Annotated in this window: 13 protein-coding genes; 6 read left to right on the forward strand and 7 right to left on the reverse strand. The window is 55.5% G+C overall.

Translation table 11 applies throughout. The features are described from left to right. Positions 1 to 261 precede the first annotated feature (261 nt). From H6G52_RS07160 to aroB, 4 genes are all read right to left on the reverse strand, one after another. Complete coding sequence (locus tag H6G52_RS07160) at positions 262 to 1632, reverse strand: cation:proton antiporter (protein WP_199312248.1); 1371 nt, start codon at positions 1630 to 1632, stop codon at positions 262 to 264. Positions 1633 to 2301: 669 nt separating this feature from the next. After that, positions 2302 to 3051: a GUN4 domain-containing protein gene (locus H6G52_RS07165; protein ID WP_190527370.1), complete on the reverse strand. Its 750-nt coding sequence runs from the start codon at positions 3049 to 3051 to the stop codon at positions 2302 to 2304. Between the two features lie 10 nt (positions 3052 to 3061). Then, on the reverse strand, positions 3062 to 4111 hold the full coding sequence (locus H6G52_RS07170) for an MraY family glycosyltransferase (RefSeq protein ID WP_099535556.1): 1050 nt from the start codon (positions 4109 to 4111) through the stop codon (positions 3062 to 3064). A 129-nt stretch (positions 4112 to 4240) separates the two neighbouring features. Continuing rightward, positions 4241 to 5341: a 3-dehydroquinate synthase gene (gene aroB / locus H6G52_RS07175; protein WP_099535554.1), complete on the reverse strand. Its 1101-nt coding sequence runs from the start codon at positions 5339 to 5341 to the stop codon at positions 4241 to 4243. 131 nt (positions 5342 to 5472) lie between these two features. Here aroB and H6G52_RS07180 point away from each other — a divergent pair, with 131 nt between their 5' ends. Further along, complete coding sequence (locus H6G52_RS07180) at positions 5473 to 5568, forward strand: cytochrome b6-f complex subunit PetL (RefSeq protein ID WP_099535552.1); 96 nt, start codon at positions 5473 to 5475, stop codon at positions 5566 to 5568. A gap of 317 nt (positions 5569 to 5885) precedes the next feature. On the opposite strand, the gene H6G52_RS07185 is transcribed toward H6G52_RS07180, so the two are convergent. The 3 genes from H6G52_RS07185 to sufR form a co-directional block, all read right to left on the reverse strand. After that, a complete protein-coding gene (locus H6G52_RS07185) occupies positions 5886 to 6323 on the reverse strand; it encodes a hypothetical protein (protein WP_199291569.1) in 438 nt (145 codons plus the stop codon). 175 nt (positions 6324 to 6498) lie between these two features. Then, positions 6499 to 6771, reverse strand: a complete 273-nt coding sequence (locus tag H6G52_RS07190) for a hypothetical protein (RefSeq protein ID WP_242026244.1) — start codon at positions 6769 to 6771, stop codon at positions 6499 to 6501. 261 nt (positions 6772 to 7032) lie between these two features. Further along, positions 7033 to 7713 carry an iron-sulfur cluster biosynthesis transcriptional regulator SufR gene (gene sufR / locus H6G52_RS07195; protein WP_099535550.1) on the reverse strand — a complete coding sequence of 227 codons (681 nt, stop codon included), beginning with the start codon at positions 7711 to 7713 and terminating at the stop codon, positions 7033 to 7035. Between the two features lie 18 nt (positions 7714 to 7731). On the opposite strand from sufR, the gene H6G52_RS07200 reads away from it, so the two are divergent. The 5 genes from H6G52_RS07200 (at position 7732) to sufD (ending at position 12386) form a co-directional block, all read left to right on the forward strand. Beyond that, positions 7732 to 7911 carry a hypothetical protein gene (locus H6G52_RS07200; RefSeq protein ID WP_099535548.1) on the forward strand — a complete coding sequence of 60 codons (180 nt, stop codon included), beginning with the start codon at positions 7732 to 7734 and terminating at the stop codon, positions 7909 to 7911. A 52-nt stretch (positions 7912 to 7963) separates the two neighbouring features. Next, positions 7964 to 8311, forward strand: coding sequence for a ferredoxin-thioredoxin reductase catalytic domain-containing protein (locus H6G52_RS07205; RefSeq protein WP_099535546.1), 348 nt, complete (start codon positions 7964 to 7966; stop codon positions 8309 to 8311). A 135-nt stretch (positions 8312 to 8446) separates the two neighbouring features. Next, entirely contained in the window at positions 8447 to 9883 is a 1437-nt protein-coding gene (gene sufB / locus H6G52_RS07210; protein ID WP_099535630.1) for a Fe-S cluster assembly protein SufB, read from the forward strand. Positions 9884 to 10203: 320 nt separating this feature from the next. Then, complete coding sequence (gene sufC, locus H6G52_RS07215) at positions 10204 to 10986, forward strand: Fe-S cluster assembly ATPase SufC (protein ID WP_099535544.1); 783 nt, start codon at positions 10204 to 10206, stop codon at positions 10984 to 10986. 2 nt (positions 10987 to 10988) lie between these two features. Continuing rightward, positions 10989 to 12386 carry a Fe-S cluster assembly protein SufD gene (sufD, locus tag H6G52_RS07220; protein WP_190527372.1) on the forward strand — a complete coding sequence of 466 codons (1398 nt, stop codon included), beginning with the start codon at positions 10989 to 10991 and terminating at the stop codon, positions 12384 to 12386. The last annotated feature ends 27 nt before the right edge of the window (positions 12387 to 12413 follow it).

Genomic DNA, 12413 nt, shown 5'->3' on the forward strand with positions numbered 1-12413 from the left:
TTGGGAAAAGTGAGGGGTTCCTCAGTTCCCGATCGCCCCAATCATCGGCCCAAAAAGCCAACCAAAAAGCCAAGACCAAGCAAAAAAAATCGGGAGCCAAGGCCCCCGACGGTGATCCAGTTTGAGGATGAGCAATCAATTGCAATCGATCGGGATCAGCGGTGTGATCCGTGGTCTGGTCGGTGGCCTGATCCTTGTTGCAATCAGGGGCAATTGTTGCCTAGAGAATTTCGAGAACTGGACGAATCGCTGAACAAATCCCTAGGGGGTTGATTCGCTGGTACTCGATTCCTGCTGCCCAAAGGCCACTCGCAAGAACGGCGGAGCCAGGAAGGTGGTCAAGATCACCATGATGATGATCGACACTTCCAGGGGCTTGCTCAGCACACCGCTGGCGGAACCGATGCCCGCAAACACCAGACCCACTTCGCCCCGGGGAATCATGCCCACCCCGATCGCCAAGCGGTTAATGCCCGGTTGCCCAAACACGGCCCAGCCGGTCACCAACTTGCCCACGATCGCCACGGCCACCAAGAACACGGCAATCAGCAGGCCGGCCCGGTTTTCGGGAACTGCCGGATTCAGCACACTCAAATCGGCGCGGGCCCCAACCGTCACAAAGAAAATGGGCACCAGCAAATCCGCGATCGGCTTCACCAACTCATCCAGCTCATTGCGGGCATCGCTTTCATCCAACACCAACCCGGCCGCAAAGGCTCCCAAGATGGCTTCCAAATGAATTGCGTTGCCTAAAAATGCCATGAAGAAGGCAAAAATAAAGGCCGGAATTACGATGTTGCCACGTGTTTTCAGCGCTTCGACGGTCTTCACAAAAAACTTGTTGAATACACCGCCCAGGAAGATGGAGCCAAACAGAAACACCGTGGAGCTAACGATCAGATAGATCACGTTGCCGGTATCAATTTCGCCGGTCTTGGCCAGGCTGGCCACCACGGCCAACACCACAATCCCCAGCACATCATCAATCACCGCCGCGCCGACGATGATTTGTCCTTCCTTGGACTTGAGTTGGTTCAACTCCGACAGGACTTTGGAGGTAATCCCGATGCTGGTGGCGGTCAGGGCCGCGCCCGCAAAGATGGCGGGAATGGCGGGCACACCAAAAATGGTCATCAGCCCCGCAGTGCCCGCAACAAAGGGAACGACAACTCCCACGCAAGCCACTAGGGTCGCCTGAATGCCCACTTCTTTGAGTTGCCGCAGGTCGGACTCCAAGCCGATTTCAAACAGCAACACAATCACGCCCAGTTCCGCCAGCACGGAAATGACTTCGCTTTGGGAGCTAAAGATATCCGTGACGGCTTCGGGCGTGAGGGTGTTAATCAGGCTGAGGGCCTGCATCACGATCGAGTCATTGGCCGTCAAGCCCCCTTCTGGGAACACAATCAGGTGCAGTGCCGACACCCCAACGATCACCCCGGCAACTAATTCGCCCAAAACGGGGGGAAAGTCTAGCCGCTTGGCCAGTTCTGAGCCAAGTTTGCTGGACAAATAAATGATCACCAGAGATAAAAGCACGCCAGCCAAAACGATCGGGGCGTTTTCGGCTTCGGCGGTGGCCAGCAGGGGCGCAAACAGGGGAACAAAATTACTTGGAGCGATGCCATCCATCCGTGTGATGAAAGCCGCCAGGGTTTCCTGTAAGAACATGGATTTGGTTGCGAAGTTTAAGAACAATCACTCCAACTGGGAGCTAAGGGTGGGAAGGGAGTGGGCCTGCCCACGGATCGCTTTTTTAATCTACGACAAAGGAATCACTCGTGATCGTTGAAAAATTAGCTTGGGGTGAATATTTTTTCTGCAAGATTTTTAACGATCGATTGCCCCGGTTGATGAGAGCAAAGTAAGCATGATTTGGCTCCTAATGGCTATTCGTTTCTTAATTAGTGATTTTTATAGATTTGCTAAAGCAGCATTGATAGTTGGGAATAGCAATGCGCGATCGCAATTCTTGAGCTGATTGGGAAGCTGACTTAGAAAATTTAGGCCCCGATCGGCCCCTGGAGGAGTAATTGAGTGCGCCGTGAGGAGGTTGATATTTTTTTGAATTTTTCCCATGAATAAGTCATGGATAAGTTTTGATAATCAATAGTTTTACTACGGAAATTTATATACAAAAATCCTGAGTAATACTGGTTATCTACCGTTTTTTCTGGGGATTCCAATCAAATTTTAGATGGTGTTGATGAGCTGGTTGATAGGTTGGTTTATGGGTTGGTTGATGGGTGAATTGCTCGTAGTCCTTCGCTTTTGGGGAATTAACCGTGGCCCAGATGGGCTTCAGCGATCGGCCTGAGCCAGGCGATCGAGCAGGGCAGCTAACAGGCTCGACACGGGAACGGCTCCTAGGCCATAGCAGGCGCGTTTTGTCCAAACAATGGTGGGCAAATGGCCGATGGGTGCATTGTCGCGGAAGGAAAGTTCGTCAGCGTAGCACCAGGATTCGCCTTTGCGCCAACCAACCCGATCGCAAAATTGCCCATAGTCGCCTTGGGCCGCTTGCCAGGCGGCCTGTTGAGCTGTCCAACCAAACCGACCACCGCTCCAGTAGGCCCAAAGCTGGTTGATGGTGGCTAAGTCCGTGAGTGGCAGGTGCTGGAGATCGTCGGGGGTGAGGGAATCCTGGGTTGATTTGCCCAAGGCCGCTAGCAAATAGTCTCGGGTGGCGGTGTCGGCGGCTTGCCATTGTCCATTGCCGAGCAGGTCGTTGAGGGGCAGGTAATCGAACCCGATCTCTGAGGCTAGGGGGGTGGGTTCGGGGTCGATCGAGACAGCGGGCAAGGTGTTGAGCTGTTGCTCGATCGCCCCTAACCGATCGCCCAAGGCTTGCAAGTGCTGTTCTAGGGTTGTCTGTCGATCAAGTGACAGATCTAAGGATTGGGCGTGGCGATCGTGCCACTGCCACAGGTAATGCTGAAGCTGATCCAAGGAGGGCGATGAATCGGGTTTGGGCGATCGCCAAGCAGCACGCCCCCACCAGCCGATCGCTCCGCCCAGCCCCAGGCCGATCAGTAGGGCGATCGGATCCATCCGGTCAGCCCTAGGAGGGGTTTTTGGCCTGTCGCCAAACTTGCCAGCCCATGTAGCTCAAAACGGCGGTGGCCGCGAGGGCATAGCCAAGACCGCTGGGCATTCCGGAAAAAGCCAGAGCCAGGGTCCCCACCCACAGGGTCAGGGCATAAATAAACAAAACGGCCGCCCGATGGGACAGGCCGGCATCCAAAAGGCGGTGGTGTAAGTGTCGCTTGTCGGCAATCCAAGGCAGCTTACCGTTGCGCAGGCGATCGAGAATGACCGCCGACATATCCAGCAACGGAACCGCCAGAATCAGGTAAGGCAGCAACACAGAAGTTACGGCGGTCACCTTCACCAGGCCGATCGCCCCTACCCCCGCCAGCACAAAGCCCATAAAATAGGCTCCCCCATCTCCCATAAAGATTTGGGCAGGGTTGAAGTTGTAGCGCAAAAATCCGAGGGCCGCACCCGCCAAGGCTGCGGCAATCAGGCCCACGGCCGGCTGGTTCATAAACAGAGCCACAAACATCATGACGGTGGCGGAAATGCCGGAAACGCCGGCCGCCAAACCATCCAGACCGTCAATCCAGTTGATGGCGTTCACCATGCCCACTAACCAGAGGACGGTGATGGGCAAGCTCAGCCAGCCCAATTGCACCAGGCCCAAGCCGGGAATTGTGAGGAAGTCGATGCTAACGCCCACATGCCAACAAACGGTGGCGACGGCGGTTTGGATGGCCAGGCGCGTGAAGGGAGAAAGACCATAGAGGTCATCCGCAAGCCCGATCGCAAAAAAGGCGATCCCGCCCCCTAAAACACCAATAATTTCATTGATTTTGTGGGAGCTGGCGGTTTCAAAGCCGCCCAGCCACCAGACCAGACCGAGGGCTGCGATCGCGCCGCAAAAGATCGAAATTCCCCCCAGTCGAACCATGGGGCGATCGTGCATTTTACGCTCGTTGGGGAGATCAAAGCGCCCAGTTTTGAGGCCCGCAGCCCGGACGATCGGCGTTGTCCACATCACAATGGCCGCCGCCGCCAGAAACGCAATGAAATGAAACAAATACGGGAACATGGGGCTACCAACGTTTCAGAATGCAACGAGAACCCGCGTCAGGCAGAGTCTACTACATTTGGCCGAACACTGACCGAACCCGGGAAAAGCCAGCATCCAGCCAGAGACCGGTGCTCAGGGGCCCCGCTGTTAACCCTGTAAGGCTCGCAGCACTGGGTACAACACATCAGCGGGAACTTGATCAACCATTTCAACGGCTCCGATCCGAGTGGGCAAGATGAAGCGAACTTTGCCGTCTTTGACTTTTTTATCTAACAGCAAGGAGTCAGCGATCGCTTCCGGATCTAGGCTGGCCGGCACGCGATCGGGCAGGGCCGTTTTTTGAATCACCGCCAGTTGTCGGGCACAGTTGCCCCCATCCCACAGGCCCATCTTGGCCGCCAACTCGGCCGCCGCCACCATCCCGATCGCCACGGCTTCCCCGTGGTTCACCAAGCGGTAGTTGGTCAATGACTCGATCGCATGGCCGATCGTGTGGCCATAGTTGAGGATGGCCCGCAGGCCCCCTTCTTTTTCGTCTTGGGCCACCACATCGGCCTTGGCTTGGCAGGATCGCTGCAAAATTTCGCCCAACAGGGGTTGAATGGCGGCAAATCGATCGAGGCGTGGGGCCGCTTCCAGCCGATCGAACAGGTCTGGATCCCAGATAATGCCGTATTTAATCACCTCCGCCATGCCCGCCCGCAATTCCCGCACCGGCAGGGTGGCCAACACCTCGGGATCAATCAACACCAGCCTCGGTTGGTGAAACGCCCCAATCAGGTTTTTGCCTCGGGGATGGTTAATGCCGGTTTTGCCCCCGATCGCGGCATCCACCATGGCCAACAGCGAGGTGGGCACTTGAACAAAGGCGATGCCCCGTAACCAAGTGGCGGCCGCAAACCCGGTCATATCGCCAATCACTCCGCCGCCCAGCGCCAACATGACGCTCGATCGCTCCAAACGGAAATCGAGCGCCGCATCGTAAATTTTTTGGAGAGAGCTGGGGGTTTTGTAGCGCTCACCAGCGGGCAAAATGCAGCTTTGGACTTGGTAACCCGCGGCCCGCAGAGACGCGATCACCCGATCGCCATAGCGCTTGAAGATTTGCGGGTTTGAGACCAGCAAAACCTTGGGATTGGTTTGGGTCGATCGCTCGCGCATCCAATCGCCCACATGATCGAGCAAGCCCGCCCCGATCGCGATGTCGTAGGCATTTTGGGGTAAATTTACGCGAATCGTAGCGGCCATAACCCAAAGCGCAATTGCGCCAGCAACAGTGAACGAACGGCAAAAAACCAGAGCGGGCCGTATTTTAGCGCGGGATGGTTCAATGGTTAGGGACTAACCCATTTTTCAGAATCCATTGGGAGGCTTGGCCCATGTCTGGCGCAATTACTTATTTCATCTTCTTTGGCGGCATGTTGGGCGTGGCAGCGGGCATGATGTTCACCCTGCGGGCCATCAAGCTGATCTAGGTTTGATCTAGGTCAAGCTGATTTGGGTTCATTCAGGTTCATTCAATTGATGACAGCCCTGATTCTTCCACAGCAAGATTGTGGGCTGACAAGATGATGGGGGCAAGGGGCTTAAGCCCCTTGTCTGCTTTTTGGGCTGACCTTTGGAGCTTTTTTGGGTTGATCTTTTAAAGATGGTGATCGGTTTGAACTTGTGCCTATGCAAAAGGCATCTCTTTTGGCCTTTATCGATGGGTATCGATTGGTGCAGTTTGATTGGTGCAGTCCTATTGGTGCAGTCCTATTGGTGCAGTCCTCGCAGTCTTAATGGTGCAGTTCTAGAGAGCTGGGGCCGAAGCGGCGACGGAGCTGCTCAAGTTGGATCTCGATCGAACTGCTTTTCCAATGATTGCTCCATTCATCACCAAACAAACCACCGCCAACGACAGCAACACATAGGTCGGAGCCATCACCACGCCCACCGCAAACCAGGTTGCCACATGCAACACCATCAAGGTGGCGTAAACACTACCGACCAAACCAATTACCAATCGATCGCGCAGAGGGCGATCAATCACCATCATCACCAATGCTTGAATCGTCGCCAACAAATTGGCCGGAACCAGAAAGGCACAGATTTGGACACAATAGCCCCGCGAAAATTCACTGGCAGGGCTGGTTTGCAAGGCAGAAAACCCAAACTGCCAACTTGCTTGGATCGATTGGGACAGGGCGTGATGATCGTGACCCAGAAGGGTGTGGAGCCAGTCAAGCATGGTGGTGTTGTAAATCGGGAATTAGAGTTGGGATTAGAGTGGGAATTGAACTTAAATTGAACGTGAGATTGAACGTGAAATTGAAGCTAAAAGGGAAATTGAAAGGCAATTCAAAAGGAAATTAGACCCAAAATCTATCAAAAACAGACCCACCAGAACAGGTCTGTAAACCGATCTAAACATCCCACTTCAGCACTGTCGCATCAATTCCCTGCTCGCGCTTACGCTTTGCATCGCGCTCAAACCAAGCAATCACCTGATCATGGGTTAACGCTTCGATCGCCACGCCCTCGTCCTCGGCAATGTAGCGCAGCAGTTTCAAAGACGAGAGGGTCAACCGCGTTAAAAACTTTTCGGGCTGAGACAACAGAGCCGCATCGACCTTTGCAGACTCTTCGGGGGTCAAAAACTCCAAACCCTGAGGATTCATAGGATTGTTCAGCGGCATAGGCATCGAGGCGGATGGTTTCCATCGCGATCGCTCGGCTCGGTTCACCCAGATTGGGGAGACAGCACCCGAGAGGCAATGGGCGGGCTGGAATGGGTGGGATTAACAGGCGGAGTTGAACAGGCGCGCTGCAATCGGCAACCCCCCGCTAGTTAACCTTAGCCCGATTTCTGACCCGATCGCTTGCACCTTGATCGCACCTCTCTTTATCGCGCCCTTCCTTATCGCGCCCCTCTGGTTGTGGGGCCGGGTGGAGCGAGCCTAGTTGGCGCGGGTTGCGGGGGTGGGGGTGGTTTCCGACTCTTGGATGGAGTAGCCACAACGGTGCTCGCCGCCCACAATCCAGTGGGTGCGTTCCACCTTGCAGCCCTGGAGGGCGATCGCGAACATTTCTAACTCATGGGCACAAACGCCGGGATAGGACTCGGCCACGGTGGAAATAGCGCAGTTGTGTTCCACCAGCAAGTAGCGTGGGTGGCCGTCGGCTTCCGGCTCGATCGCTTCCCACTCGGCCATGTAGCCCTCGGCGCGGCGCAAGTCCACCAACCGAGCCACCCGATCGCGCAAATTTCCCGCGCCCAGATGTCGGCGGTAGTCCAAGGCCTTGCGCACCCACTGTTGCCGCAGCAGGGACTGCACTTGGTCATTCCCGATCGTTTCGGTCAGGGTGTGGAGCAAATCCACGGCAAATTCATCGTAGTTGTCGGGAAATTGCGATCGCCCCGCCGGACTCAACCGATAAAGGTGCTGGGGACGACCCGTGCCGCCCCTGGCTGCCTCGTGCAAAATCAGCCCCTCGCTTTCGAGATCCTTCAGGTGGCGACGGGTGGCCTGTGGACTGATGCCCAGCGCCTCCGCCAGCCGTTGGGCCGTGGCTTCTCCCTGCTGGAGGAGGTATTTCAAAATGTCATGCTTCGTGGACGCTTGCTGAAGAGCACTCATTCGCTCAGACCGTGGATCGTGGATTGGGCAGCATTCGGCAGCGGCAGCCAGTCGATCGACCGTGAATCGGCCCGTTCAAAACAACCGGTTAAGAAAACAGCCTATTGTTATATTCTGGCCTCGATCGCTCAGGCTTTGACAACTTTTGCGTTGCTAAAGTACGCTAAAGACGATTACGCAACAATCAAGTTGTTTTAGCAATCAAGGTCATTATACAAACCCCACCGTTAATTTCTAGAGACCCGCCGACATGGACAATGCAACGACCCACGCCAGCGAAAAGAGCCTTGATGCAGTTCGGAAGTTCGCTGAAAGCTACGCCAAACGTACCGGCACTTACTTTTGCGCTGATCCGGGCGTGACCGCTGTCGTGATCGAAGGTCTCGCCCGCCACAAGGACGAACTCGGCTCGCCCCTTTGCCCCTGTCGGCACTACGAAGACAAGGAAGCCGAAGTGGCCGCTGCCTATTGGAACTGTCCTTGTGTGCCCATGCGCGAGCGCTATGAATGTCACTGCATGTTGTTTCTAACCCCTGACAATGATTTCCGGGGCGAGCAGCAGGAAATCGGCCTCGACGAAATCCTAAACATGCGCTAGCGCTGCCAACTCCCGCGATTTTCCGCGCGGTGAGTGGTTACAATCCGTTCGATCGCCCCGGTAGCCAAAGGTGCGATCGTCCATTCCGCCGATGGCCCCCGCCCCCTCCGAGAAGAACGCCAGTCCCCACGAGCCATGAGCGCATCCGTCAGCACCCTCGTTAACCAACCCTATAAGTACGGCTTCGTCACCGACATCGAGTCAGATACCCTGCCTCGGGGTCTGAGTGAAGAGACAATCTACGCCATTTCGGCCAAGAAAAACGAGCCAGAGTTCATGCTGGAATTTCGGCTGCGGGCCTACCGCCAGTGGCTGAAGATGACGGAGCCGACCTGGCCCGATGTGAACTATCCCTCGATCAACTATCAAGACATCATTTACTACTCCGCTCCGAAGCAAACGCAAAAGAAGCAGAGCTTAGATGAAGTTGATCCGACCCTGCTCGAAACCTTCGAGAAATTGGGAATTCCCCTTTCGGAGCAAAAGCGGCTGGCTAATGTGGCGGTGGATGCCATCTTTGACAGCGTTTCCGTGGCCACCACTTTCCGCGAAAAGCTCGCAGAACATGGGGTAATTTTCTGCCCCATTTCTGAGGCCCTCAAGGAGCATCCGGAGCTGGTTAAAAAATATTTGGGCAGCGTTGTCCCGATCGCGGATAACTACTTTGCGGCCCTCAACTCCGCTGTGTTTAGCGATGGCTCCTTTGTCTATATTCCCAAGGGCGTTGAATGCCCCATGGAATTGTCCACCTACTTCCGCATCAACAACGGGGATTCCGGTCAGTTTGAGCGGACGTTGATTGTGGCTGAAGAAGGCAGCTCCGTCAGCTATTTGGAAGGTTGCACGGCTCCTATGTATGACAGCAACCAACTCCATGCGGCGGTGGTGGAATTGGTGGCCCTGGACAATGCCAGCATCAAATATTCCACGGTGCAAAACTGGTATGCCGGGGATGCGAACGGGAAGGGCGGAATTTATAACTTCGTGACCAAGCGCGGCCTCTGCAAAGGCAGGAATTCCAAGATTTCTTGGACACAGGTGGAAACGGGATCAGCCATTACTTGGAAATATCCCAGTTGTGTGCTGGTGGGTGATAACTCGATCGGGGAGTTCTATTCCGTTGCCCTCACCAATAACTGTCAACAGGCCGACACCGGTACGAAGATGGTGCATATTGGCAAAAACACCCGCAGCACGATCGTCTCGAAGGGCATTTCGGCGGGCAAGTCCAAAAACAGCTACCGCGGCCTGGTGAAAGTGGGGCCCAATGCCGATGGGGCGCGCAACTATTCCCAATGCGATTCGATGTTGATTGGCAGCAATGCCCAAGCCAACACCTATCCCTACATCCAGGTGCAGAACGAGTTGGCCAGGGTGGAGCACGAAGCCACCACGTCCAAGATTGGCGAAGACCAATTGTTCTATTTGGCGCAACGGGGCATTTCCGCCGAAGATGCCGTTTCAATGATGATTTCGGGCTTCTGTAAAGATGTGTTTAACCAGTTGCCCATGGAATTTGCGGTGGAAGCCGACAAACTCCTCAGCCTGAAGTTGGAAGGCTCGGTGGGCTAACGGCACTGGGTCGATCGGGATTGGAAACAAGGGGCTTAAGGTGTGTCGTCAAATCGCCTGAAACCCTGATAACCTCGTTCTCCCAACCGAGCAGTCGTAGGGGCGGGGTCTCCCCACTCAGTTCCCGTGATCCTTAGATGTTCCCAGGGGTGGACAAGGTTAGAGCGATCGCCCGGGTTAGGGTTGGGAGACCCAACCCCTACGGCGAGGGAAATGACGACAGGCTCTAAGTCCCTTGTTTGTTGAGCCTGTTTGTTGAGCTTATTTGTTGAGCTTACTTGTTGAATTGGAAGCCTGTTTTTGAGGGTTGAAGGGCCACGATGATTGTTGATAATGCACCGACCGTCCTTTCGGTCAAAAACCTCACCGCCAATGTGAATGACACGCCAATTTTGAAGGGCCTGAACCTGGAAATTAAGGCCGGCGAAATTCACGCGATTATGGGTCGCAATGGCTCTGGAAAAAGTACATTTTCCAAAATTTTGGCAGGACATCCGGCCTACGAGGTGACCGGTGGCGAGGTGGTCTTTGAAGGACAAAACCTCTTGGAATTGGAAGCGGAAGAACGGGCCCGATCGGGGGTGTTCTTGGCCTTCCAATACCCGGTAGAAATTCCCGGGGTTTCCAACCTGGATTTTCTGCGCGCGTCCTACAATGCCCGCCGTAAACACCAGGGATTGGAGGAAGTGGATCCCTTTGATTTTGAGGATGTGGTGCGCGATCGCCTGCAAGTGGTGCAAATGGACGCGTCCTTCCTCGATCGCAGCGTGAATCAAGGTTTCTCGGGTGGTGAGAAAAAGCGCAACGAAATCCTGCAAATGGCGCTGCTCGAACCCACCTTGGCCGTGCTGGATGAAACGGATTCCGGCTTAGATATTGATGCCCTGCGGATTGTGGCCGAGGGAGTGAATCAACTGGCAAACGAAAAGAATGCGATGCTGGTGATCACCCACTACCAACGGTTGCTGGATTACATCGTGCCGGATTATGTCCATGTCATGTACGACGGCAAAATCGTGATGACGGGCGATAAGGAATTGGCGCTGGAATTGGAAGCCAAAGGCTACGACTGGGTGGACGAGTTGCAGCCGGTGGGGGTGTAACGATGGGCGTGGATTTGAGTGGTTTAACGGACTTGAACAAGGCAGATTTGGACGCACTGACGGCGAACTCAACGCCGGGCGATCGAGCACCGAGCAAGGCAGCCCAGCGATCGACCTATTACGCAGGCTTGCTGGCCACGGTGACGGCGGCCACTCCGGCAACCGATTGGGAATTGGTGCAGCGGCTGCGATCACAGGCCCAGGCCGTGGCGCAGGAAATGGCGTTGCCTTCGACGCGAGATGAGGATTGGCGGTTTACGGATCTATCGCCCATGTTGGCGATCGCGTTGCGGGCCCCGGAGCTGACCACCCTTGAACCGGAGGCGATCGCGGCGTTTGCCATTCCCGAAGCATCGGTGCGGGTGGTGGTGGTGAACGGTCGGTTTGCGCCGGAACTGTCGAATCTGGTCGGGTTGCCCGATGGTGTCACGATCGGCTCGCTGGCGGCCGTGACCGATCGGGAGCGCTTGGCGAGTCACCTGGGCCAACAAGGCAGTCAGGATGCCTTCTCTGTGCTGAATACGGCCGGCCTGAACGATGGTGTGGTGATTGAGCTGGAACGCCGCGTGCAGGTGGCCAAACCCATTCACCTGCTACATGTGGCCACGGCGGATCAACCGGCAATCAGTCAGCCCCGTTGCTTGGTGTTGGCCAAGGCCGGCGACAGCCATTGCACCCTGATTGAAGACTATGTGGCGATCGGGCAAGGCGGCTATTGCACCAACAGCGTGATGGAAGTGGTGCTGGGAAATTGCGCCACCCTGCACCATGTGCGGCTGCAACGGGAAGGCGAACAGGCGATCCACATCGGCAAAACCGCCATTTCCCAAGACTGGAACAGTCACTACACCCTAACCACCATCAGCCAGGGTGCGTCGATCGCCCGTCACTCGATCGACATTGCCCAAACGGGCCCCGGCACTGAAACCATCCTGAACGGGTTGTCGGTGGCCACCGGTGAGCAGTTAACGGACACCCATAGCTCCCTGGTGTTGAGCCATCCCCACGGAACCGCCGATCAGTTGCACAAGTGTATTGCGGACGATCGGGGCCACACGGTCTTCAATGGACGGGTTTTTGTGGATCACGATGCGCAACAAACCAACGCCGCCCAGCTCAACCGCAATTTGTTGCTGTCGCCCAAGGCGCGGGTGGACACCAAGCCGCAACTGGAAATCATTGCGGATGATGTGAAGTGTTCTCACGGTTCCACGGTCAGCCAACTGGAGGAAACGGAGCTGTTTTACTGTCGTAGTCGTGGCTTGGATTTGGCCACGGCTCGATCGCTCCTGTTGGATGGGTTTGCGGGGGAAATTTTGGATCGCCTCCCGATCGCCTCATTGCGATCGACCTTGGCTCGCCAAATTGCCCAACGGATTAATCCAGGCAGCGCAAGCTAGAGCCTCATTAATCGCCATTCACCAATC

This window comes from Limnothrix sp. FACHB-881, assembly GCF_014698135.1.
Taxonomy (GTDB): Bacteria; Cyanobacteriota; Cyanobacteriia; order CACIAM-69d; family CACIAM-69d; genus CACIAM-69d.

Bases quoted from the DNA above. Each gene is read 5' to 3' on its own strand.
- H6G52_RS07205 (WP_099535546.1), top strand. From the start codon at position 7,964: ATGGACAATGCAACGACCCACGCCAGCGAAAAGAGCCTTGATGCAGTT.
- sufC (WP_099535544.1), top strand. From the start codon at position 10,204: ATGATTGTTGATAATGCACCGACCGTCCTTTCGGTCAAAAACCTCACC.
- H6G52_RS07170 (WP_099535556.1), bottom strand. From the start codon at position 4,111: ATGTTCCCGTATTTGTTTCATTTCATTGCGTTTCTGGCGGCGGCGGCC.
- H6G52_RS07160 (WP_199312248.1), bottom strand. From the start codon at position 1,632: ATGGATGGCATCGCTCCAAGTAATTTTGTTCCCCTGTTTGCGCCCCTG.
- H6G52_RS07165 (WP_190527370.1), bottom strand. From the start codon at position 3,051: ATGGATCCGATCGCCCTACTGATCGGCCTGGGGCTGGGCGGAGCGATC.
- sufB (WP_099535630.1), top strand. From the start codon at position 8,447: ATGAGCGCATCCGTCAGCACCCTCGTTAACCAACCCTATAAGTACGGC.
- H6G52_RS07190 (WP_242026244.1), bottom strand. From the start codon at position 6,771: ATGCCGCTGAACAATCCTATGAATCCTCAGGGTTTGGAGTTTTTGACC.
- sufR (WP_099535550.1), bottom strand. From the start codon at position 7,713: ATGAGTGCTCTTCAGCAAGCGTCCACGAAGCATGACATTTTGAAATAC.
- H6G52_RS07180 (WP_099535552.1), top strand. From the start codon at position 5,473: ATGTCTGGCGCAATTACTTATTTCATCTTCTTTGGCGGCATGTTGGGC.
- aroB (WP_099535554.1), bottom strand. From the start codon at position 5,341: ATGGCCGCTACGATTCGCGTAAATTTACCCCAAAATGCCTACGACATC.
- H6G52_RS07185 (WP_199291569.1), bottom strand. From the start codon at position 6,323: ATGCTTGACTGGCTCCACACCCTTCTGGGTCACGATCATCACGCCCTG.
- sufD (WP_190527372.1), top strand. From the start codon at position 10,989: ATGGGCGTGGATTTGAGTGGTTTAACGGACTTGAACAAGGCAGATTTG.